This is a genomic window from Micromonospora coerulea, assembly GCF_016598485.1.
In the GTDB taxonomy this organism is placed as follows: domain Bacteria; phylum Actinomycetota; class Actinomycetes; order Mycobacteriales; family Micromonosporaceae; genus Micromonospora; species Micromonospora coerulea.
Window position 1 is genome coordinate 37487 of the sequence record NZ_JAEMUW010000029.1, and the last position, 22573, is coordinate 60059.

20 protein-coding genes and 3 pseudogenes are annotated in these 22573 nt (G+C 68.5%); 16 read left to right on the forward strand and 7 right to left on the reverse strand.

The window, feature by feature from the left end; genetic code table 11:
• Window positions 1–168 precede the first annotated feature (168 nt).
• From I8N68_RS27660 to I8N68_RS27675, 4 genes are all read left to right on the forward strand, one after another.
• Window positions 169–1011, forward strand: a complete 843-nt coding sequence (locus I8N68_RS27660) for an enoyl-CoA hydratase/isomerase family protein (protein ID WP_200215440.1) — start codon at window positions 169–171, stop codon at window positions 1009–1011.
• 1040 nt (window positions 1012–2051) lie between these two features.
• A complete protein-coding gene (locus I8N68_RS27665) occupies window positions 2052–2627 on the forward strand; it encodes a hypothetical protein (RefSeq protein ID WP_200215441.1) in 576 nt (191 codons plus the stop codon).
• Entirely contained in the window at window positions 2624–3196 is a 573-nt protein-coding gene (locus tag I8N68_RS27670) for a transposase (RefSeq protein ID WP_234040728.1), read from the forward strand. The genes I8N68_RS27665 and I8N68_RS27670 overlap by 4 nt, the downstream gene beginning before the upstream one ends.
• Before the next feature lie 35 nt (window positions 3197–3231).
• The gene (locus I8N68_RS27675; protein ID WP_200215442.1) at window positions 3232–4119 is read left to right on the forward strand and encodes an alpha/beta fold hydrolase; all 888 of its coding nucleotides are present in this window, start codon (window positions 3232–3234) and stop codon (window positions 4117–4119) included.
• A gap of 360 nt (window positions 4120–4479) precedes the next feature.
• Here the strand turns inward: I8N68_RS27675 and I8N68_RS27680 are convergent, their stop codons facing one another.
• The 3 genes and pseudogenes from I8N68_RS27680 to I8N68_RS34065 all read right to left on the reverse strand — a co-directional run bounded on the left by I8N68_RS27680 (window position 4480) and on the right by I8N68_RS34065 (window position 7244).
• Entirely contained in the window at window positions 4480–5787 is a 1308-nt protein-coding gene (locus I8N68_RS27680; protein WP_200215443.1) for a hypothetical protein, read from the reverse strand.
• Window positions 5780–6928 (reverse strand): hypothetical protein, encoded by a 1149-nt coding sequence (locus tag I8N68_RS27685; protein WP_200215444.1) that lies wholly within the window; start codon window positions 6926–6928, stop codon window positions 5780–5782. The genes I8N68_RS27680 and I8N68_RS27685 overlap by 8 nt, the downstream gene beginning before the upstream one ends.
• A gap of 5 nt (window positions 6929–6933) precedes the next feature.
• Window positions 6934–7244, reverse strand: a pseudogene (locus tag I8N68_RS34065) (hypothetical protein).
• A gap of 219 nt (window positions 7245–7463) precedes the next feature.
• Between I8N68_RS34065 and I8N68_RS34360 the strand changes: the two are divergent.
• Window positions 7464–8087 (forward strand): annotated as a pseudogene (locus tag I8N68_RS34360) (TOTE conflict system archaeo-eukaryotic primase domain-containing protein); the annotation flags it as partial.
• 406 nt (window positions 8088–8493) lie between these two features.
• Window positions 8494–9189, forward strand: a complete 696-nt coding sequence (locus tag I8N68_RS33255; RefSeq protein ID WP_234040721.1) for a DEAD/DEAH box helicase — start codon at window positions 8494–8496, stop codon at window positions 9187–9189.
• A gap of 99 nt (window positions 9190–9288) precedes the next feature.
• Here the strand turns inward: I8N68_RS33255 and I8N68_RS27700 are convergent, their stop codons facing one another.
• Window positions 9289–9645, reverse strand: coding sequence for a VOC family protein (locus I8N68_RS27700; RefSeq protein WP_200215445.1), 357 nt, complete (start codon window positions 9643–9645; stop codon window positions 9289–9291).
• A 298-nt stretch (window positions 9646–9943) separates the two neighbouring features.
• Complete coding sequence (locus I8N68_RS27705) at window positions 9944–11143, reverse strand: outer membrane protein assembly factor BamB family protein (RefSeq protein WP_200215446.1); 1200 nt, start codon at window positions 11141–11143, stop codon at window positions 9944–9946.
• 321 nt (window positions 11144–11464) lie between these two features.
• On the opposite strand from I8N68_RS27705, the gene I8N68_RS27710 reads away from it, so the two are divergent.
• From I8N68_RS27710 to I8N68_RS27725, 4 genes are all read left to right on the forward strand, one after another.
• Window positions 11465–11980 carry an SMI1/KNR4 family protein gene (locus I8N68_RS27710; RefSeq protein ID WP_200215447.1) on the forward strand — a complete coding sequence of 172 codons (516 nt, stop codon included), beginning with the start codon at window positions 11465–11467 and terminating at the stop codon, window positions 11978–11980.
• Window positions 11981–12151: 171 nt separating this feature from the next.
• Window positions 12152–12643, forward strand: coding sequence for a hypothetical protein (locus tag I8N68_RS27715; RefSeq protein ID WP_200215448.1), 492 nt, complete (start codon window positions 12152–12154; stop codon window positions 12641–12643).
• Window positions 12644–12818: 175 nt separating this feature from the next.
• Window positions 12819–13736, forward strand: coding sequence for a hypothetical protein (locus I8N68_RS27720; RefSeq protein ID WP_200215449.1), 918 nt, complete (start codon window positions 12819–12821; stop codon window positions 13734–13736).
• 612 nt (window positions 13737–14348) lie between these two features.
• Window positions 14349–14798, forward strand: coding sequence for a hypothetical protein (locus I8N68_RS27725; protein WP_200215450.1), 450 nt, complete (start codon window positions 14349–14351; stop codon window positions 14796–14798).
• Window positions 14799–15335: 537 nt separating this feature from the next.
• Here I8N68_RS27725 and I8N68_RS27730 read toward each other — a convergent pair.
• Window positions 15336–16061 (reverse strand): hypothetical protein, encoded by a 726-nt coding sequence (locus I8N68_RS27730; protein WP_200215451.1) that lies wholly within the window; start codon window positions 16059–16061, stop codon window positions 15336–15338.
• A 327-nt stretch (window positions 16062–16388) separates the two neighbouring features.
• Complete coding sequence (locus I8N68_RS27735; RefSeq protein WP_200215452.1) at window positions 16389–16958, reverse strand: hypothetical protein; 570 nt, start codon at window positions 16956–16958, stop codon at window positions 16389–16391.
• Window positions 16959–17285: 327 nt separating this feature from the next.
• Here I8N68_RS27735 and I8N68_RS27740 point away from each other — a divergent pair.
• From I8N68_RS27740 to I8N68_RS27775, 6 genes and pseudogenes are all read left to right on the forward strand, one after another.
• Window positions 17286–17812: pseudogene (locus I8N68_RS27740) on the forward strand (DNA cytosine methyltransferase).
• A gap of 912 nt (window positions 17813–18724) precedes the next feature.
• Window positions 18725–19222 carry an RNA polymerase sigma factor gene (locus I8N68_RS27750; RefSeq protein WP_200215453.1) on the forward strand — a complete coding sequence of 166 codons (498 nt, stop codon included), beginning with the start codon at window positions 18725–18727 and terminating at the stop codon, window positions 19220–19222.
• Window positions 19215–20105 carry a hypothetical protein gene (locus I8N68_RS27755; RefSeq protein ID WP_200215454.1) on the forward strand — a complete coding sequence of 297 codons (891 nt, stop codon included), beginning with the start codon at window positions 19215–19217 and terminating at the stop codon, window positions 20103–20105. Before I8N68_RS27750 ends, I8N68_RS27755 begins: the two co-directional genes overlap by 8 nt.
• A gap of 151 nt (window positions 20106–20256) precedes the next feature.
• On the forward strand, window positions 20257–21030 hold the full coding sequence (locus I8N68_RS27765; protein ID WP_307813001.1) for a transposase: 774 nt from the start codon (window positions 20257–20259) through the stop codon (window positions 21028–21030).
• A 324-nt stretch (window positions 21031–21354) separates the two neighbouring features.
• Window positions 21355–21918 (forward strand): sugar O-acetyltransferase, encoded by a 564-nt coding sequence (locus I8N68_RS27770; RefSeq protein ID WP_200215455.1) that lies wholly within the window; start codon window positions 21355–21357, stop codon window positions 21916–21918.
• Between the two features lie 307 nt (window positions 21919–22225).
• On the forward strand, window positions 22226–22573 hold a 348-nt coding region (locus I8N68_RS27775), incomplete at its 3' end, for an IS110 family transposase (RefSeq protein ID WP_200215456.1).

Consider the following 22573-nt stretch of genomic DNA (forward strand, 5'->3'; position numbering starts at 1 on the left):
TGGGATCCGGCGAAGCGCTACGGCCGGGCGGAGCCAGTCCGTACGATCGACAGCGACCATCGGGGGTGCCGATCCGTCCGGTGACCCGGGGCCCCCGGCGCTGGTCGCCCCGCGGATCCCACCGCCGCTGCCCGCGGTCCCGGTCGCGCGACGGAGAGGAGCAGGCGGGTGAACGCGTCGTTCGAGACCCTGCGTACGGAGCTGACCGACCGCGTCCTGACGGCGACGCTGGACGCGCCCCCGATCAACATGATCGGCCCGGAGTTAGTACGGGACCTGGTCACCCTGCTCGGCCAACTGAGCAGGACCACCGAGGTGCGGGTAGTCGTCTTCGACAGCGCCGACCCGGACTTCTTCATCTCTCACGTCGATCTGACCAAGGTCGCCGAGTACTCGGCCGAAGCGGCCAAGGCGGGCGGGGGTCCGCAGGACGCCATTCTCGGCATGGTGCTACGCAAGCTGAGCGAGGTGCCGGTCGTCACGATCGCGAAGCTGCGCGGACGGGCTCGTGGCGCGGGCAGCGAGTTCGTGCTCGCCTGCGACATGTGCTTCGCGGCACGGGAGAACGTGCTGCTCGGCCAGCCCGAGTGCGGTTTCGGCGTGGCACCCGGGGCTGGTGGTGTACAGCACCTGGCTCGCCTGCTCGGCCGAGGACGGGCCATGGAGATGATCCTCGGCGCGCAGGACGCGGACGCTGACCTCGCGGAGCGGTATGGGTGGATCAACCGGGCGCTGCCGGACGCCGAGCTTGATGAGTTCGTGGCCACGCTGGCCCGACGGATCGCGTCCTTTCCCTCGGCGGCGATTCAGTCCACGAAGCGGGCGATCAACGAGCTGACGCTACCGCTGGTCGACGCCGTACGCGCCGACGGCCGTCGGTTCCAGGAATTGGTCGCCGCCCCCGAGGTGCAGGACCGGTCGAAGGAGTTGTTCGGCCAGGGCTTTCAGACCCGGGGCCCCCTGGAGCTTGACCTCGGCGCACGGATCGCCGATCTGCCGGCCGCCGGGTGAGCGCTGCCCCTGAATGAGGCGCAGCGGTTGAGCGCCGCCGCTGCCGCACCCGCTGCTCGTCGTACCGCCGACCTTGACGCTGCACGACGAATGATCACCCGACGGATTTGCGGAGCCACCGGACCACGGACGCCGGGGTAGAAGCCGGCGGAAGCTCGCCGCGTGCCTGTTACACCCTGGCCCGGTCGGCAGGTCATGGCCCAGGGCGCACGCCGATCCGACCGTCGATTCCGCGGTGCTAGGCCACACTCGTCGGCCAAAGCCGCCGGATGGACTCCTATGTTTCTGTACGTCTTCAAGGCGGCCCGCAACGGGCCGCACGCGCCGCCGCCTGGGCGCGCGCCGGCCGCTGCCGCTGTCGCTCTGCGGCCGTCCTGCCAGTGCCCGGCGGCTGGCGCGGACAGCGGGGAGCCCGGAGGGCCGCCGCAGAACGACAGACCGTTTGGTGGGCACTTGTTGGGCCGGCAGCCGGCCGGGGCGCGGCGGCCGTCGCACCGCCGCCCCGTAGGGCGAGTCACCGCCGGCCGTGGTGGGGATGCGGCGCGGAGTGTGCGGGCCGCCCCTCCAAGGTCAAAGGCGCGGCGCGTCGCTGCGCGACGACCCTGGTGGGCCGCCCTTGACCTTGGAGCCTCTGCGACCCCTCGGGCCGGCGTTGCCGGCAGGCCAGGGGCCTGCCCGGGTTGCACGCGCCGCATCCTCACCACGGCCTCGTCGCGCAGCAAGCCGACTCGCCAGTGTCCAAACGTGCGTCAAGGTTCCCTTGACGTAGCGGGCCGGCGGCGGCCCGCTCACCGAGGAGGGCGGGTGAACGGCGAGCGGGATGGCAGGAGGTCCCTTAGCGGATAGCGTTGCTGGGTAGCGGTAAGCCGAGGGCGTGGAGGAAGGCGAGGCTCACATGAACCGGCTGCTAGCCGAGGTCATCGACGCGCATGGCGGTATAGGACCGCTGGACGGCGTACCAGAAGGTAGAGGCGTCGTTCGTCAGCGTAGGTGGCCTTTTCGCGCTGAAGGGGTCGATACAGGACACAACTCCCCGCCAGGTGACGGTGTGGCTGCATGAGCAGCGCGGGTCCATGCTGCCATACGGGGCCCCCGACCAGCGCACGATGTACACCCCGGACCGGATCGCCATCGAGAAGGTGGACGGCAGCGTCGTCTCGGAACGCCTCGCGCCGAGAGACTCCTTCGCCGGCCATCAGATGGACACGCCGTGGGACGCGCTGCATCGCGCCTACTTCAGCGGCTACGCGAGGTGGACCTACCTAACGACGCCGTTCCTGCTGGCCGGGGACGGTGTGCACGTCGAGGAAACCGAGCCCTGGAAGGAGGACGGCGAGACGTGGCGCGTGCTGCGCGCCTGGTTCCCCGGCTCGATCGAAACACACAGCCGCGTCCAGGACTTCTTCTTCGACGACAGCCTTATGCTGCGCCGCCACGACTACCAGGTGAACATCGCGGGTGGGTTCCCCGCGGCGCAGCTGACCTCGGAGCATGTGAGCGTAGACGGGATCAGTCTGCCGACGAAGCGTCGCGCCTACACGCGGGGCCCCGACCGCCGCCCCATCCTGGACCTGCTGATGGTCGCCATGGACATCAGCGACGTGAAGTTCAGCTGAAGTCCCAGCCAGCAACCGCTCGTCCGCGCACCGGACGTCATCCGGTTGATGGCGGTGGCAGAGCCGCAGGCACCCACGCCGGCGACTACCGGCTGATCACCACCCTGCTCGACCCCCACACTCATCCCGCCGCCGCGCTGATCCGGATGTACCACGAACGTTGGGAGATCGAGACCGCCTACCTCGAACTGAAATCCTCGATCCTCGCCGGACGCGTGTTACGCGCCCGCACCCCCGACGGCATCGATCAGGAAATCCACGCCCTGCTCATCGTCTACCAGCTCTTACGCACCGCCATGGCCGACGCCACCGATAGCCAGCCCGGCCTCGATCCCGACCGGGCCAGCTTCACCACCGCCCTGAACGCCGCCCGTGACCAGATCGTGCACGCCGCCGGCGTCATCGCCGAGGCCGTCATCGACCTGGTCGGCGTCATCGGCGCTCAGGTCCTCGTCGCCACGCGGATGGTGGTACGTCATACCCGCCCCGAGCGGCCCCCGACCGAGCAGTATGAGGAAAGTACGGCATATGAGCTGTCCGACCGCGCAGCCGGCTGGTCCGGCCCTTGAGCATGTCGGGTCGGCGGGCAACCGGAGGGCGATCCATGGTTGTCGGCACACACCACCGGACCGCGACTGTCGACGGCCTCGACGTCTTCTACCGTGAGGCCGGCCCGCCGGACGCGCCGCCGCTCGTGCTGCTGCACGGCTTCCCGACCAGCTCGCACATGTTCCGGGAGCTGATCCCGGCGCTGGCCGACCAGTACCACGTGGTGGCTCCCGACCACATCGGGTTCGGCTACTCTTCGGTGCCGTCGCTGGCCGACTTCCCGTACACCTTCGACGCGCTCACCGACGTCACCGTCAGCCTGCTGGACCAGCTCGACATCCGCCGGTACGCCGTCTACATGCAGGACTACGGGGCACCGATCGCGTTGCGGCTGCTGCCGCGCCGCCCCGAGAGCATCTCCGCGATCATCACCCAGAGCGGGAACGCGTACCAGGAAGGTTTCGTAGAGGCGTTCTGGAAGCCGCTGTTCACATATGCCAAGGAGCCCGGACGGAGTACGGAGGCTGCCGCGCGGCAGGCGTTCACCGAGAAGATGGTCCGCTGGCAGTACGAGACCGGTGTACCCGACGTCAGCCTGGTCAGCCCGGACGCCTGGCGGCACGCTATGGAGGTACTCGCCCGGCCGGGCAACGACGAGAACCAGCTTCAGCTGTTCCGGGACTACAAGACGAATCTCGACATCTATCCGCAGGCGCAGGAGTGCTTCCGGCAGACCCAGATGCCGCTGCTCGCGGTGTGGGGAGCCAACGACGAGATCTTCGGCCCCGACGATGCCCGCGCCTTCGCGCGCGACCTGCCCGACGCCGAGATTCACCTGCTCGACACCGGGCATTTCGCCCTGGAGACCCACGTCGACGAGATCGCCGGGCACATCCGGGAGTTCCTCGGCCGGCTGCAGCTCCAACCGATGATGGCCCGCTAGGCGGTGGCCGCCCCCATGCCGCCGCCACGCCCAACGCTGAAGCCAAGTGACGTTGGAGTACCAGTGAGGCTTGTCCGGTTGCCCAGTTGACGACTGTGGTGGCGGCTTCGGTGGCTACTCCATTGCCCCAGGCCAGCGGGTCGAGGCGGTAGAGAGGTTCAAGATGGCGCGGCTGTGCAGCTTCATCAGCTTGATTCCGCAGAAGCCGAGCGGCTGTTTGTTTTGCAGGGGCTCTGGACCGTCCAGTAGCCGAAGCCGTGTTGGGATGGCCGCGGCGAGGACGGGCTCGGCATGCTCGAGTCCCCCAGCCGACGGGATCTGCCCTGCGAGGAAGTGGTTGCTGGGCCGTTGCGGCCTGGTTCATCCCGTCGAGGTGGCGATGGTGTGACCGAGGGCGCGCAGCGTGCGGCGGAACTGCTTGTCGTGTTCGACGGGTACGGCGAGGTGACGGTCGCCGACGAGGGTGCACAGGGTGCGCAGTTTCGGGTCGCGGGCGATGAGGGTAGCGAGAGGTACGTCGGCGCATTCGACGAGGCGGACGAGGCCGCGGTCGCGGACTCTGGCGGCGCGGGTGGTCACGTCGTCGACGAGGACGGTCATGGCTGCCGGCAGGTCGTGTGTTGCCCGGTCGGCGAGGAAGGTGACGAACTGGCCGAGCGGCCGGCCGGTTTCGACTGCGGCGAGCAGCGTGTCGGCACGCACGGTCCAGATCCGGTCGCTGGTGTGCTCGGCGTGGGCGTCGAGGACGAGCCGGTCGGCGGCCGTGGGGTCGCCGACGGCGACGATGTCCAGGGTTGGCAGGACCTTCAGGGTCCGTTCCGGCACCGCAGTGCTGGCCGGTGGCTGGTAGTTGCCGGTCAGCCCGAGTGAGTAGGCGCCGAGCGGGTTGAGCCGGATGGCGCGCAGGCCGTCGTAGCGGCTGAGGTAGTCGAGGTCGTCGGCGCCCCAGTTGTCGTGGTAGTCGGTGCGGGCGCCGACCGGGTCGGTGTAGTCGATGTCGATGAGGCCCAGGGTCGCGGCATATTCGAACAGCACGGCGAGGGTGTACCGGCCTTCGAGGATCGGCCAGTCCGCGAATCCGCTGTAGCCGAGGCTGCCGTACTGGGGGTCGACGAGGTACAGCTTCCACAGTGCGCGTTCGCTGCGGGCGACGGTCGGAGAGGTCTCCCGGGTGCGGCGCATGGTGGCGAACAAGTCGTCGATGGCGACCCACTCGTCGCGCGGGCAGCCCGCGAGGGCGGTGGCGACGGCCTTGCGGCGGGTCTTGACCGAGGTGAGGACGTTCGCGGCACGCTGGCCTTTGATCTCGTCGACCCGCGTGAGCTCGTCGAGCACGGTGGTGGTGACCCAGGATCGCCAGAGCTGCCGGATCGTCGCGGCGGCCGGTTTGCCGAGGGCGGCGCGTCCGCGGTCGGTGAGCTGGAGCCGGCCGCCGGCGAGCTCGGCCAGCCCGCCGGCTTGCAGGAGCAGCGGCCACGCGAACGCCGCGATCGACTCGCCGGGGTAGAAGTCGCCGCCGTCGAGCACCTCGGCGAGTGCGGCGACGGTCGCGGCGGCCGGCCGGCGGGTCGTTTCGCTGCACCGTAGCCGACCGCCGGCCACGAGGTGCAGCACGGCGTGAAGGTTGCTTTGGGCGTGCGCGGCGGTCGGCCGGACGGTCTCAGACATCGAGACCTGCCCGTTCAAGGCGCTCGAGCAGGCTGGGCTTGCGCGCGTGCACCGTCCGTAGCTCGGCCAACCGCTGCCGGAACGGCGCAGTGTCGCCGTCGCGTTCGCCGAGGTCGCGTAGGTCGACGAGGAGCTGTACGGCCGTGTCGTACTCGCGCGGCTTCTTCGTGGCGATGAGCTCGCTCACCTGCTGCCAGGCGTTCGGCTGGTCAACGGCGAGGGCGTCGAGGTGCCGCTGCCGGGCGGCCGCCGCGGACCGTTCCCGGCGGGCCCGGTCGTGTTCGCGCTGCTCGGCGTCGCGGCGCTCCCGCTCGGCGCGGAGGTGTGCGGCGGTGGCGAGCAGTTTCCCGGCGGTGCGTGGGGCCTTCGTGGCGGACGCGTCCGTCGGATGCGCGTCGCGGTACCGGCGCAGCAGCCAACTGCGCAGGTGACCGTCGCTGCCCGTGATCAGGTCGGTCAGGATGGCGTCTTTGTCTCGGGTGGGCAGTTGGAGGACCCAGGTGCGGAGTTGCGCGGCGGTCGGCTCGACGGCGGCCTGCGCCGAAGCGGCTGCCGCGGCCGCGATCAGATCAGGGTCGATGCAGAGGAACTCGGCGACCGCGGTGAGCGAGGCGTCGAGCGTGCCCAGCCCGGCCGGGACCGGCGGCTCGGGCTCCTCGTCGGCGAGTTCCAGCGACTGCGCACAGCGCAGCCAGCCCAGGTACAGCAGGCGCCTGTCGCCGGCGGCGAGGCCGGCCCGCACCGGGATGATCGAGGCAAGCAGGCCATGACCGTCGAGGTCCCACTCGTCGGTGCCGTCCTCGTCCTCCCGGTGGAGATGGACGATGAGGTCCTTACCGGCGGTCCACGCGGAAGCACTGTCACCGACGCAGTAGCGCGCGACGGTGGCGGGGTCGAGCACGTGCTTCGGCAACCGCAGCATGAGCTGGCGGGTGCCCCAGTTCGCCAGGTACAGGTGCGCGTCGAAGTACCGCTCCATCAGCTTGCGCGGGTCACCCTTGAAGTCGCCCCACTGGTAGGTGTTGACGAAGCTGGTGGCGGTGATGTCGGCCCGGGTGGACAGCGACCGCAGTACGGCCTGTTCGCGAGCCGTGAGGGGCCGGTCGACGGCGGTGAACTCGTAGTACTGATACTCGCTCACCGTGGCTACCGCCCCGCCCAGGCCCGGTAGGCGTCGATCCAGTCGGCGCCGTCCGGTGCAGGTGTGGGCAGCGGCAGGTCGAGCAGGTCGATCTTCTGCCGGTGGCGGCCCCGGGCGCAGACCGCGACGATGCCGTCGACGGTGAGGTCGACCTTCCGCACGATTACCTCCATGCCGAGGACGTGGTGGTAAACGGCACCGTCAGATGCTCTTCGAGCATGGTGAACAGGCCGGTGAGCTGTTCGTCGTCGCCGTACGCGTCGACGGTGGCCCCTTCGATCATCGCCTCGAGCGCCGCACTCCGCTTCGATGCCATCGGCGCAGGATAGCGGACCCGTCCCGGGATGCTCGAAGCCCGATACCCGAGGATGGTCCGGTGGGCTCTGTGGACGAGTTCGAGGGTCTTCGCCGCGAGCTGCAGCGGTTACGGGCGGAGAACGCCCGGCTGTCACGGCTGCTCGAACTGCGCGGTCAGGACACGGCTCCTGCGCCGGAGCAGCTGTCCGCGCCGGCCGCTGCGCCGGGTTTGGTCACGATGGCCTCACCGGTGGCGGACAAGCTGGCGCTGTTCGCCGACCGGTTCCGGGCCCGCGTCGACGTGTACGCGGTGCGGTGGGAGAACACCCGCACCGGCGCTGCCGGGTGGATGCCCGCCGTCGCCGGCGGCTGGCGTAAGGGCATGGACCGGCGCGGCGCTACTTACCTGCCCCGTACGGGGGAGGTCGTCGCCGCTCATCTCGTCGGCGACGTGTTCATGGGGCTGTACCCGCTGCTGCCCGGCAACACCTGCCACTTCGTCGTGGCCGACTTCGACGGAGCGACGGCGGTGCTCGACGCCCTCGCCTACGTCAAGGCGGCGCGGGCCAGCGCTGTGCCGGCGGCATTGGAGATCTCCCAGTCCGGTCACGGCGCCCACGTGTGGATCTTTTTCGCCAGTGTGGTCCCGGCGACGACGGCGCGGGCCGTCGGAACCGCCCTACTGCACGAGGCGATGGTGCTGCGCGGGTCGATGGACCTGCGGTCGTACGACCGGCTGTTCCCCAACCAGGATGTCCTACCCGAGGGTGGCTTCGGCAACCTCATCGCCGCGCCGCTGCAGGGCCGGCGCCGCAAGGACGGGCTAACGACGTTCCTCGATCTAGGCACGCTCGAGCCGTACGCCGACCAGTGGGCGTTCCTGTCGACGCTGGACCGGCTCAGCGCCAGCGACGCGGAACGCATCGCCCGGCAGGCGAAGCGTGCCACCACCGGCGCGGACGTCGCCGCGATGAGCCGGTCCGATGCGACTCGAGTAAACCCTGCGCTGCCACCGGTGGTGCACGCGGAAGCCGGTGCCGGGCTGAGCCTCGACGCCGCGCAACTCACCCCGGCCGCGCTGGCGACGTTCAAGCACGCCGCCGCCATGGCCAACCCGAAGTTCTACGAACTGCAGCGACTGCGCAAGTCCACCTGGGACACCCCAACGATTCATCCGCGGCTACGACCTCACCCTCGACGACCGTCTGGTACTACCGCGCGGCCTGCGCCACACGATCGCCGCGATCGTCGAACACGCCGGATCGCGGTTGGCCGTCACCGACGGGCGAAACCCGGGCAGCGAGATCGATACCGCGTTCACCGCCGAACTCACCGACAAGCAGAGCACCGCGGTCGGCGCGCTTCTCGCCCACGACGATGGGGTGCTCGTCGCCCCACCCGGATCCGGCAAGACCGTCATGGCGTGCGCCGTGATCGCCGAGCGCGGCACCTCCACCCTGGTCCTCGTCGACCGCAAAGCCCTCGCCGACCAATGGCGCACCCGCATCGAACAGTTCCTCGGCATCCGGGCCGGCCAACTCGGCGGCGGCCGGCGCAAGCTCACCGGCACAGTGGACATCGCGCTGTTGCCCTCCCTGGCCAGACGCGACGACATCGCCACACTCACCCAGGGGTACGGGCACGTCATCATCGACGAGTGCCACCACCTCGCGGCCGCCGCGTACGAGCACTCCGTCAAACGGATCGCCGCGCAGTTCTGGCTCGGCCTCACCGCCACACCGGCCCGGCGTGACGGCCGCGCACTGGCTCGACCTGGTCAAACCTTCGCAGCGCGGGTAGACACCCACACGGTTCTGGGCCGACAGCGCCATGAAACCTTCGTGCAGAGGGCGGCTGGCCCCACGGACGCCAACGCCCGCAAGTTGAGGTGCCCAGCATGTGCCATCTCGAATGGTTGCGGCCGGCCTTCGCTCCTACCGCCCACCGGGCGCCACACTACGTGACGAGTGAGTGACAGTGTCCGGTGCGCGGTCGTGCCGATGAGCGCGAACATCACGCCGAGCCGTCCAGGGCTTATTGCAATTGAGGATTGCCCGTCCGGATCAGTTCGTGCAGAGACAGAAGGGGTGACCTGCCGGGTCGAGGAAGACCCGGAAAGACGTACTGGCTTGGTGCGGGTGTTTGGTTGCGCCGAGATCGAGCACTGCCGCCTCGGCGGCATCGAGGTCGTCAACGATCACATCGAGGTGCATCTGCTGGGGCAGTTCCTGGGTTGGCCACACCGGCGGCGTGTACCCATTTACCTGCTGGAAGGAGATGCACTGACCGTACTCCGCCCGAACCTCGGCCCAGTCGGAGGAGACGTCGACCTTCCAATCCAACATCGCGCCGTAGAACCTTGCGAGCGCACCAGGATCGGGACAGTCGATGACGATGCTGGGGAAGCGAGCGATGGCCATGCCGGCCATGGTACGGACGGTTGCGGACGACGGCCGGATTGCCTCGGTGACGTGCCGCGCTGTTGGCCGTCGAACGTCCTCTCACTCATGCCGCCGATCGTGCGCGCCGCCCGGCGGCGCGACCGTAACTGCCTGTAGCCGGCCCATGTGGGGTAGGCATCCTGTCGTGCCGATGTGAGTGCGTTCGTGGCCACCGAGAAGGCCGGCGATCATGCCGGGGGTTTGGGCGTTTGGCTCGTCCATGGCGTGGCCGTTGACACGCGATGATCCTTCCTTCTCCTCTGAGCGGATGTGGAGGTCAGCAGGTGACCAGCACGACCGGCCGTGATCCGTAGTAGTAGGCGCTGTCGCCCTGGCGCTCGCCCGCACCGGGTTTGAGCCGCTCGATGACAACGAACCCGTCGTTGGCATACATGGAGAAGGCCTTCCACCCGGTTCCACCAGGCAGTGGAACTGTCGCTCGCACCGTGCCTGTCCTCGCATCGAGACAGGCGAGCTCGTTTGCCGACGTCAAAAGGTAAACCGCATCGGCGCTGGCGGCTATCGCGCTGCCCCGGCTTTCGAGGGCGATCTGCCACATCTCGTCACCGGTATCTCGTCGTAAGCCGATGACCTGTCCGCGTGTCCGGCGGACAACGACATCACCGGCGATGACGTCATCGATGTCGGATGACGCTACGGGTTCCCTGGTAACGGAGCCCTCGGCCTGGATACGCCATGTCTCGTCCGGGCCTACTTGGAAGCCCTGGCATTCCGAGGACTCGGTGCGGCACGTAGTCAGCCAGCGAATCCAGGAACGTTCCGCTGGAGCTGATGAGGAGGAAACGCCCGGTGGCACCCAGGTGCCGATGGGGCGACCGGTGCCGGCATCGTAGAGGTGCATCGTGTGCAACCCGTTGGAGCACAAGATCGTGGCGAAGACCTGCTCGCCGGTCCAGTCAACGCCATGGCAGGTTGGCAGATCGACGCTCCACAACTGACGGCCGCTGATCGGATCGAACGCATCGACCTTGGTATCACCGGAGCTGATTACCACAGGGGACGAGCCGGACCGGGCGCTGTAGAGGCTGAAGAGCGTTTCGTCGCCGTAGACCGTGTGGGTGCCAGTGCGTCGCCCCCAGTACTCATCGCTGTCTTTGGTCTGGACCCGGGCCGTCCAGGCGATATCTCCACGTTCGGCGTGCAGCGCCACGAGTAGGCCGTCGGACCACTTCACCACGACTGCGGCCGGGGCGGTGTCGGCGGCACCGAAGGCGACGATGCCGACAACCTCAGCCGGCCACCGGCGGTAGGACCAGTAGGAATCCGTACCGTCAGGCGCGGTGAGCGGCTCGGCCCACACGTCGTTTTGTGTCGCGAAGACGCGCAGACGACAGTCCAGAATCAGCGGGGACGCGCGAAGCTGGGCAACAACCCCGATACTGGCTGCTGCTGGTGCTGGGTATGACACCTCCGCCGTCGAAAGCCGAGACCCGGGACGTAACACGAGCAGCGGCACCGATACGCATGACACGACGGCCAGGACTGCGACTACCACCGCCCAAACCCACCACGGCCACCACCCGGCGATACTCGCGAAGATCCTCGTTCGACTCATAACGAGGGACATTAGGCGACCCAAGTCATCGACGCGGGTAGGGCGGGTGTAGGTGCAACCGAGACGGCAGGCGGCACGCGAACGCTTGGGACTGAGCCGCAGGAACGACATTGGCCCGTGCTCATCTGCCGCTGACCGCGCTGGTCGCAGCTCCGGTAATGCGTCGCTCCGCGAGGGTCAGTCCCACCCGACGCCACATGGCGGCCCTCATAGACTTTGTTGGTGCAGGACGAGGACCGTACGTTGCCGGCCGCGCTGGCCGCAGCCCACGCTGAAGGCTTTTCCGCCGACCATGACGGTCACGACTTCGACCCGTACGACGAGTTCATGTGGTCCGTCGAAACGGTTGAGTGGTGGCAGTCTTGGACCGGCAACCCGACCGCGGGCACCGTACCGTTCCGAGTCTTCGGACAAGACGGGTCTGGCGGTCTGGCGGCCTTCTGGATCCGCGTGCCTGATGCCCCGATCGAGACCCAGCCCATCGTGTTGATCGGCTCCGAGGGCGAGCTGCACGTGATCGCCAGCAACCTCGGCGACTACCTGTGGCTGCTGGCCAACGGCGTCGGCCCCCTCGAGACCGTCGACGGCATCCACCGCACGACCACGCCCATCCCCACGCTTACCGCGATCGCGCAGCGCTACACCGGCGAGATGCACCGGCCCACCGCGACGGTGATCAACGCAGCCAAAGCCGAGCTCCACGGGCTAACAACGCTGGTCGACGCGACCGCGCGGTAGTTGCTGTCCACACCCCGTTCACGGGCTCTGTGTCCCGGGCTGGCCGCCATTATCCGTCGCATGCGTCCGACACGGGCGCGCCAACCATCCGCTCACTGCGCAGACCGCGCGTTGGCCCGGCCGGCGCATTGCGCTGTCGCGAGTTGAGGTTGCTTAAACGGTCATCTGATCATGGTGTTGCGGGCGCCGCGCCGCGGCTGGGAAGATCTTGCCGTGCTGGAGACCGATGAGTCGTACCGTGGCGGCGCCGAGAAGACCTGTGAGTGCTGCGGGCAACCCAGCGGCCGCACCTGGTGCATGGTGACTCGTGACAGCCTCCCGTACGCGGTGTTCTTTGCCGCCTGTTACAACCACGCTGGCGTACGCGAAAGCTGGATTGACGTGGTATTCGGTACGTGGGGTCAGGACACCGACTACGACGACCACCTCACTTTCGGCTGCCGCTTCGGCCCAGGCGCCGGCAGCGATCTGCCTGGGGCTACTGTGGTAGACGCTGCCTCGGTGGCGCCAGACGGCCCCCTCTACGGTCACAAGCTCACTCGAGTCGAGGCCCTGGCCCACCCAAAACTCAGCGAGTTCTGGGAAGTGATCGACTTCGTCGGGGCGACCGACCCGCTGGTACACCAGCACCACTACGGGCATCGGGCACCTGCGAGCCAGTAACGCCGTCAACGGCAGATCGCTAACTGACGGGACGGACAGGGCGTACTGCTGATCGAACGCCCTGTCTATGCCGCCGACCGGGCGTCACCTTAGTAAGCGACCGCGGCCCCGAGGCCGTCCGGTCCTGCCGATGAGCGGATGCCCCAGAAGCCCATGGGGTGTGATGATCGCAGCGATGAACAGCAGTGATGGTTCCGCGTCGATGACCGTGGCACTGGGTTGGGTGGTGGTGCCGTCGCGGACGGTAGTGCTGGCGTGCGGCGGGTTTCTCGATCAGTGGGCTGGCCTTGGGGATCCGTTGTCGGTTCGTGCGATGCGGGCGGCGGATACGGGCGGCGCCCACCTGCAGGACTGGCTCGCCGAGGCGGTCGCTGTGCCGGCCGGACCCGGAGCGTTGGCGGTGACTGCGCGCACCCGGCCCGGTACATTCGAGGCAATCGACACCATAGCCACGCTCGACATCGACCTGAACCTGCCGTGGTCGGCGGTGTCAGCCGGAAGGGAACCGGTGGTGCTGGGTGATCTGCCCGTGGACCCGTCCGGGATGGTCATCGGTGACGCGGTCGCGCTTGACTCATGGTTCGGCTTCCTGCCGATGGCGCGCACTGTTGACGGGTTAGCTGACCTGCGAATCTGGGGCAAAGGCGATGAGGAGGCTTGGACGCACTTCGGTGCGCAACCGATTCCGGCGCTCCACACCAACCGCCTGCACGGCTGGTTGGATCTACCCGTCGAAGTCGCGCATGAGCGGGCGGTGGCGATCAACCGGTGGGCGGTCGCGCGGGGTCACTTCGCACATGGCGTCCGTCGACCTACACAGCCATCACCATCTCGGATGGCGAGCCGGCTGGCAGGATCCCCTCGGCGCCGGAGTGATCGAGGTAGCCGGCTGCCCGATCCTTTGTGTTGGCTGGGCACCGAGCGAACTTCAGCGATTCAAAGCAGGCAGGTCGTTTGGACAGGTGTACCCGCTGACTCTGGAGCACGTCGCGGGCAAGGCCGTACTGCGGTGGAGCATCCCGCCCGCCGCCACCGAGGTCTGACGAGTTCGGCAATCGGCGCTACGAGGCGACGCTGGATACTGACCCGGTGATCACCTTGCCGCACCGCCTGTCGGGATTGTCCAAGGCGACCTGGACCGACGCCGACTTCCCGAGCATGGGATGGCATGACTGCCGGGTCCATGCCGTGAGCATCGACGAGTACGCGGATGACACCCTTCCGCCCGCCAGGGTGCTGCTGGATTTCGACTACATCGTGCGGTGGGTGCAACCTGCAGGACGAGTCCGCATTTCACCTTCTGGATTGCGCCCGCGACGCTCGTGTCCGAACGGGCGTGGAACATCGACGGCAGGCTCGGCCCGCTCCACGAAGTCATGGAGTTCGCCGACGTTCACCGACATGATTCCCCAGACAGCAGCCCGGATCCGTTGTGGCACATTGAGGGTCAGAACTTCGAGCTCCGCCTCCGAGCTGTTGGCTACACCCAGTACCTCCGGTTGCCGCCACAACACGTCCCCCGGCAGGCCCTCAGCTCCACCGAGCGCGCCGGGATCAGCTTCGCCGAGAAGTCCTTTGCATCACAACGGTGCACGGATGTGGCGCGAGGCGTGCGCCCGAAAGTGACGGATGCCGAGCAAGCGCGACCGCGACGAGAATGGCTGCCTGTACTGGCAGGGCTGCTTCGAGCAGGCGAGTTGAAGACATGGGGCGGCAGGGGAGGACCATCAAGATCGTCCAACTGTGGGCCGAGGGACTCGCGCCCGGGTGGGACGGCCTCTACCGGGCGGACGGCTCTGCCCGCGCCGTCGAGCTCAGCGGCGGAGCGAGGCTGGACTGGTTCGAACTCGGCCCGCCGCTCGACCTGGACGCCATGCTGGACGAGAATCCCGACTACGTAAGCCACGTCGACATCCTTCGCGGCGCGGACGTTCCCCTACCGGATGGTTCCGGTTACGTCTGCGGCGGCGACGGAGCCCACGGCTCTGAAGGCTTCTTCGCCCGACTGGACAAGGACCGGAACCTGATGTGGATCGCGGCGCTGACCGACTCCAACCCGTTCGAAAAGGCGGAAGTGCGTGGCTCACTGGCCACGTTCACCAACAACCTGGGCAACTCGGTGACGGTCGACCTCGACCATCCCGACTTCGCCTGAGCCTCTCGCGCATCGGCAACGGGCGGGAGCAGGCCCCCGGGTGCCGGGCGCGCCACCTTGCACCTGCTGGGCCTGGGCAGGTTGGCACCGGGCGATGCCGGACGCGGCAGACACCCTAACTGTTACGCCGCCTCCTTGAGCAGGGTGGTGCGCGTCGGATGGCGCGCTTGGGTCATACACTCATTTGCCGCTGGTCGCGCGGGGCCGATGTCAGTGCATCCCCTGTCGTATCCCTGTGGTGGCTCCGCGAAACCCGGGGAACATCAGCCGGCTGCACCGCGCTGCTGTCGGCGTGCACCAACGACGGAGCATCGGCCGGTCGGGCGGCTCCCATGACGTCTCAAGGTCGGTGGTCCGTCGGAGGTGTCCGCCGGACCACCGGGCGATGAAAGGGAGGCGATGATGCCGATTGTCGGCATGGCCACGGGAGGTGGTGGCGTTGTCGCAGCACGTCGACGGCCCCCGCGGTCGGGTTCTTTCCCGCACCCCTTAAAGCGACGCCCCTGTTGGCCCGTTCTGACCCGGTACCGGGTTTCCCTACTCAGTAACTGGTCCGGCTTGCCGGCGACGCAGCGTGCGGATCCACCCCTGGGCAGTGTGCCGCGGCACGTTGTAGTGGTCGGCGACGGCAGTCACACTCGCGGCCTGCTGGTAGACCGCTTCGAGATCGGCTGGTGAGCGTCGGTACACCCGCCCCTCGCCCCCGGAGGCCCCACCTTCGGAGGTCCGCTTCGTGGCCTTCCCCGCCGTACGCGTGGCCTTGGCGCCCGCTGCGGTTTTTGCCTTGCCCGCTCGGCTGCGGGTCGCGCCAGCGCCCGACGCCCGGCTGGTCTTCTTCAAATCGCTTGCCGTGGTCGCCGGTGAAACCTGCTTGGGCACCACGACGTCAACCGCGCCAGCTTCCACAGTGCTACTCGTGTCCGGCTCATCGGCAGCCGTTGTAGGGGCGTCGGACTGAGCCGCCGTCGACTCGGCGGTAGGCTCACCGTCGTCAACGGACATACCGCCGGCTGCCGGCACCTCGCCGGATTCGGCAGTGGGCGACGTCGTTATCGCCTGCCGTCCGCTGGCGGCGGGACCGATGGCCCTCAAGAGCAGGTCCAGATCGACCGCGGGGATCTGGTGCGCGGTCAGCCCGTCCCCCTGCCCGGCCCGTACCACCAGTTCGGTGATGCGCGGGATGGTGTCGCTGACCTCGACCTTCAGGGTTGTGGTCGCTCGACTGGGATCGTCTGCGGCGATTGTGATGGTGTACGAACTCATCGAAACGTGTCCTCCAATGTGGATATGCCGGTCGCCTCGTGTAAGACGTCCGGCAATGGGACAGAGACTGCACCTGTTCACTGGTCGGTGTTGGTGAAGAAGGTACCGCAAGCTCCCTGAGCTGATATTTCAACCCATCACCCATCCAGGTCGGTCACTCAAGCGGTACGGGCCTGCGTGTGCCTGATCTTGTCCGCGACGGCAGTTGCGGATTGCGGTGCAGGCGCCTGACGACTCTTGTCCCGCTCTGGGGAGGTTGGACGGTCTACGACTGCCCGACGAGGAAATCCCGTTTCTCTTCCTGGTCTGGCGAGCAGTCGGGCGTGGTCACCACTCGAAGGTCTTCCACTCCCGTCGCGGAATGCGGCCTTCGCTGGTATCCCAGCAGCGGTCAGCCCATGCCCTTGCCACCATCACTGGGCGGCTCAGCACAATGTCGCCAGCTCGCTGTGCCCGCAGCACCAACCCGAGTTGTGGCGAGCACGGATCGGCGCACTGCGAGTATCGCAATTCCCTGCTGTGGGCAACCAGGTAGCCAGTGAACTCATCCTCCAGGCGTGAGGGCGTCTGCCCCACCAGTCGCATCCCCTCAAGGGTCACCTGCGGGCCACGCAGCGCGTTGACCGCGATGCCCGCCAAGCCGACCGACTCGTCGTAATAGGCGGTAACCGCCGGCCCGGAGAACCTCGCGCCAGTTCGCCGCTCAAGCCAGAATTCCGCCCACCCTTCATTGCCCGGGTCGCCCTGGTAGGCGGTAACACTGAGGACGTCATGCACCGCGGCCTGAGCCTGGTCGTGCGTCATGCCGAATTCCAACGGGCCGACGTGCTCGAAAGGCGTGAACGACCACAGGAGCCGATGCGCCTCGAGCAGGACGTCCCACACGTCCGTCGCCATGTTCTTCTCCCGGTGGAAGTGCCCTGCCTCAGCGGCAGCGCGTAGTTGATTCCCGTGTCCAGCGGAATGCCGCTCCGCTGGCGTAGGTCCTAACACCAGTACGAGGGTCACAGCACCCATGCGTTTCTGTCTAACGTTGGGCATGTTCGGTCGTACCGCGTTGCGCACGTTGAGTTGTACGCCGGCAGGGGTGACCGGGCTCCTTCCGGGTGTCAGGGCGTTGTCGACGGGGACGGCGCGAACTGGAAGCTCCTGACAAGACCGGCACGCGAGCGTTCCTGCGTGCCGTGTGACCAGCAGGTAGACGGTCACTGGCGGTCTTGCGCCATGGTGGGCTGGGTGTCGGCGAGCAGTGGTCAGGTGAAGGTACTAGCCGATCCCATTCGCGGGCGGGCACGGTGGGCAGCCCACGCACTGGTAGCTGCTCGCTTCGCCACCGTCCTCGCCCACCACTGGCCCGGCGTGCCCAACCTCGGCGACATCCGCACCGTCGAATGGACCAGCCTCGCCCCCGTCGACGTCCTCACCGCCGGATTCCCCTGCCAGGACACCTCCAACGCCGGCAAACGCGCCGGCATCACCGGCCCCTACTCCAGCCTCTGGCACGACATCGCCGCAGCTGTTCGCCATCTTCGACCACCGCTCGTGTTCGTGGAGAACGTGGCCGCCTCCGCCGACGCGGACTCGACGTCGTCCATACCGACCTGGCCGCGCTCGGGTACGACACGAGCTTGCTATGCCTACGCGCATCCGAAATCGGCGCCGCCCACCGGCGCGACCGGCTGTTCCTGCTCGCCACCCGCACCGGAAGCGGGGGAGAGGCTGCGGACGCTACCCACACCATGCGCCCGTGACGGCAAAGGACCCGGCCACCAGTACGGACTGCCCGACATCATCGAACCGCACCGCACCCGACACGATCTCCTGCCGACGCCACACGCCAGCCACACCTGCACCCCAGGCAGACGAGCCGGGACCGGCCTCCGGCCGCCGCTGCCACAAGTACTCCATCCCACGCCTCGAGCGACGGACGGAGCGAAAGGCTGCCCCGGACAACGCGGCTCCCATGGGGACCTCACCCTGCCATCAGCCGCCGCGCGCTGTGTACCACCACGGCTCCCGACGCCCCAGGCCTCCGACGCGCGAGGCCCCGGCCACCACGGCGACGACGGCTCGGACCTGCGCACCACCGTCGCCCAGCTCACCAACGGCAGCCTCGGAACACTCGACAAGGCCACCTGGGGCATCTACGCCCCCGCCATCGCCCGCTGGCAACTCCTGATCGGCCGCCCTGTTCCCGCGCCCACCCAACCCGGCCAGCACGGCAAACCGGTTCTCGCACCGCCGTTCGTGGAATGGCTCATGGGCCTACCCGAATACTGGGTCACCGACCCGACGCTCGGACTACCTCGTACCGCCGCGCTGCGCGTCCTCGGCAACGGCGTCGTCCCCGCCCAAGCGACGACCGCTCTCCGTCTCTTGCTGTGCCGCCACCACTGACCCCTGCCACAAGTCGGTGGCTCTTCGCGGGCGCGGCTCGCCGGCTTGTAGATCAGCAGGCTCATCCGCTCTTCACCACGCGGTCGTGGCGGTTACCGCGCGGCCGCTGCCCGTCGACGCGCCACCCCGGATGAGCTTCGTGTCCGTGCTCCCGGAACACTGCGTACCCCCCGCCAGCTCCGGAGCGAAACCACTGCCCGGCAGGCAACCGCTGGCGGGGGTGCGGCGTGACTAGGGGTACGACCAGGCGGGGAGGGAGGGGACGCATGTCAGGCGAGGAGAGCTTTGACGCGTTCTACCGAGGTAGCAGGCAGCGGCTCTACGACTGCCTGTACGCCCTCACGGGCAACGCCGCCGAGGCGCAGGACGTGGTGCACGAGGCGTACGCCCGGGCCTGGCAGCGGTGGTCGACGGTCGGCGAGTACGCCGATCCGGAGGCCTGGGTACGGACGGTCGCCCGCCGCATCGCGGTGAGTCGCTGGCGGCGGGCCCGTTCGGCGCTGAATGCCTACCGTCGGGCCGGCCCGCCGCAGGACGTGCCCGGCCCCAACCCGGACAGCATCGCGCTGGTCGGCGCGCTCGCCCAGTTGCCGCCCGCTCAGCGGACCGCATTGGTGCTGCACCACCTGGTCGGTCTGCCGGTGGCCGAGGTGGCGCGGGAGACCGACGTGCCCGAGGGCACCGTGAAGGCCCGCCTGTCCCGCGGCCGGCGAGCGCTCGCCAACCTGCTCGAGGCGACACCTTCGGAGGCGCACAATGTCTGACGGATTCGAGAGCACGTTCGCGCCGCTGCGGGGGCAGCAGCCGCCGACGCCGTTCGCGTTCCCCGAGGCGGTCCGCCGTCGCGGACGGCAGCGCTCGCAGCGCCAGGCGGTCGTAGCCGGCCTGGCCGTCGTCGCCGTGGCGGGGGCGGGGGCCGGCTGGGCCGCGAACCTCGGGCCGGGCGACGGCTCGCCAACCCCCGGCGCCAGCCGGACGACCGTGGCGCCGAGCGGCACCGGGTCGCCGAGCGTGGCGCCGAGCCCGACGACCCCGGCAACGAGCGCCCCGCCGAGCCCGAACGGCAGCGGCAGGCCCGACCCCGGCGCGGCGGACCTGAGCACCCTCATGCTCCGGCCAGCGGATCTCGGGCCGGGTGCGTGGCGGAAGCAGCTGCCCAGCGAGCCGTTCTCCGGCGACACGTGGCGCTGGGCCGACCTGTGCGCGGCCTACCGCAGCTCCGACTACCCGTCTCTGCGCCGGCAGGCGGACCTCGACTTCACCGGGTACGCTACCGGGTCGGCTGGGTACGTCTACGAACACCTGCACCGGTATGCGGACGGGTGGGGCCCGCGGGCGCTCGACGACGTACGTCACGTGCTGGCGACATGCGCCGGCACGGCGACACCGTCGACCGCGCCCGGAAGTCCGACGCCCCGCAGGTTCACCGTCGTGGGCACCGGCTTCGCCGGGGACGAGGCGCTGCTCGTCCGCGAGGAGCAGTGGAACTACGAGGGTGAGACGCTTGCAGCCCATCCGATCGTGACGCTCGTCGCGGTGGTCCGGGTCGGCGACCTGGTCGGCACTGTGATGTTCTCACCCGACCGGGACGAGCCGTACGCGCGGATGGTCGCCACGGCGGCGGCGGGCCGGCTCGCGGCGGGGTAGCCGACGGCGGGTAAACCGCACACCGCCGGCAACACCTGGACCTCGCAGTACAACCTGCTCGGCCAAGTCACCAGCAAGACCGACCCGGACGCCGGCCAGATGAGGCATCGGCCGGCACATCGCCCAACGCCTCGTCGCTGACGGCGAAACGGTGGTGGACGTGCCGGCGAAACTGACCGCCCGGGCCCGCGTGTTCGACACCGGTCAGGGCCGCAAAACGGACCCGGTCGACGCCCACAGCGTCGCCGTCGCCGCCCTGCGCGCCAAGGGTTTGCGGCAGGTAACCGTCGACGACGTCACCGTCGCGTTGAGGCTGCTGGCCGACCGCCGCGACGGCCTCGGCCACGCCCGCACCGACCTACTCAACCGCATCCACCAACTGCTGCTGGAACTGCTGCCCGGCGGGGCGAAGAAGTTCCTGTCCGCCCCGCAGGCCCGCGCCCTGCTCAATACCGTCCGCCCGCGTGACCTGGTCGGACGCACCCGCCGCCGGCTCACCTCCGAGCTGATCAGCGAACTGGTCCAGGTCGACAAGAAGATCAAGGCCGCGGACAAGGAACTGAACGAGCTCGTCGCAACCACCGGCAGCAGCCTGCAGGACCTCAACGGCATCGGCCCCTGCGGCGCCGCCCGCCTGATCGGTGACGTCGCGAACATCAGCCGCTTCGCCACCCGCGGGCACTTCGCGTCCTGGAACGGCACCGCACCCCTGGACGCGTCCTCCGGTGACCAGCAACGCCACCGGCTGTCCCGAGCCGGGAACCGGCGCATCAACCGGGCCCTGCACATCATGGCCGTCGTCCAGCTACGCCACGACACCGAAGGCCGCGCCTACTACCGGCGCAAACTCGCCGCCGGCAAAACCCGATGGAGGCCATGCGCGCGCTCAAGCGACGGCTGTCCGACATCGTCTACAAGCAAATGATCAAAGACGCCGAGAAGGCCGGGACGGGCCCGGGAGGACACGTGGGGGCGACTCTTCAATCCAGCGCGGCCGACCCGATCCCCATGATCGACACTTCGGAACAGTCACTTCCCGGACCCGCCGACCCCAGCCTAGAACACCGCTCCTCGCCGCCTCTTGACACAGAGGGGTGCCACGACCGGAGGCCGACCCGACCGAGCGTTGCGTAGCGCGCGACTCGCGGCAGATCCGGACGTTCGATGAGGAGCCCACGATCACGGAGTGACGAATTCCCTGCCGGTGGGTCGTCACGCAGTTTCTGACTCGCCGTGCCAAGATCGCCTCGTGCGCAACGAGCAACGCCTACGAACACGGACGCCCGAGTCCCGAGCCTTCGCGGAGCGCGTACAGCTCGTCATGAACCTGACCTCGCGCCTCAACGTGCTGCCGTTTGACGACCTCGACGCGCGCAGGACGGTGCTCACCGAGATCTTCGGTGGACCCATCCCTGACTCGCTGTCCATCCTGCCCCCGTTCTATTGCGACTACGGGCTTGGAGCATCGTTCGGAGAGCGCGTGTTCATCAATCAGGGATGCTTTTTCCTCGACTACGGGGGCATCACCATCGGTGACCGCGTTCTGATCGGTCCCCGAGTGACTCTGAGCACGGCCGGACACCCCGTCAAGCTCGACGAACGGTACGACTTCATCACGCACGCGCCCATCGTCATCGAGGATGATGTGTGGATCGGCGCCGCAGCCACGGTCACCCCTGGAGTGACAATCGGTCGGGGCTCGGTCGTCGGCGCGGGCGCCGTTGTCGCGAAGGACGTGCCGCCGCTGAGTGTGGTGACAGCAACAAGCGTTGTCGAGCGCAAGCGTCTGAAGCCAGCGTCTACTGCAACCTGAAACCAGCGGCTCACCCACGCACATCGGCAGATCAGGAGGCCGAGCGGTAGCGGCCGCCGTCACGCTCCGCCACGCGCGGATCGCGGCTACCTGTTAGCTGGTGGTACGACCGCAGCCAGGCCAGGCTTGGTCGAGGTGACCGGTGGGGTCGCTCTCATCGCGGCTGCCCACCGCAGGTTGGTGTGGCTCTCATCTGGCGTGCGCCCCGCCGGTCACCGCGGCGGTGAGAGGCTCAAGAGGGGACTGCCCGGCTCAAGGTAGCGCTGCCCTCCCGTCGACGAACACCGTCGGATCGAGGGAGGACACGATGGCTCAGGTCATCATCGGCGTGGACCCGCACAAGCGTTCCGCCACCATCGAGATCATCAACACGCGGGAGAAGACGCTCGGGCAGGGCCGGTTCGGCACCGACCGCGACGGCTACCAGGCCATGCTGAGCGCCGGTCGCAGACACAAGGACCGCCTGTGGGCGGTCGAGGGCTGCAACGGCATCGGCCGGCACGTCGCTCAACGCCTGGTCGCTGACGGCGAAACCGTCGTGGACGTTCCCGCGAAGCTGTCCGCCCGGGCCCGCGTGTTCGCCACTGGCCAGGGCCGCAAGACCGACCCGGTCGACGCCCGCAGCGTCGCTGTGGTCGCCCTGCGCACCGAAGGT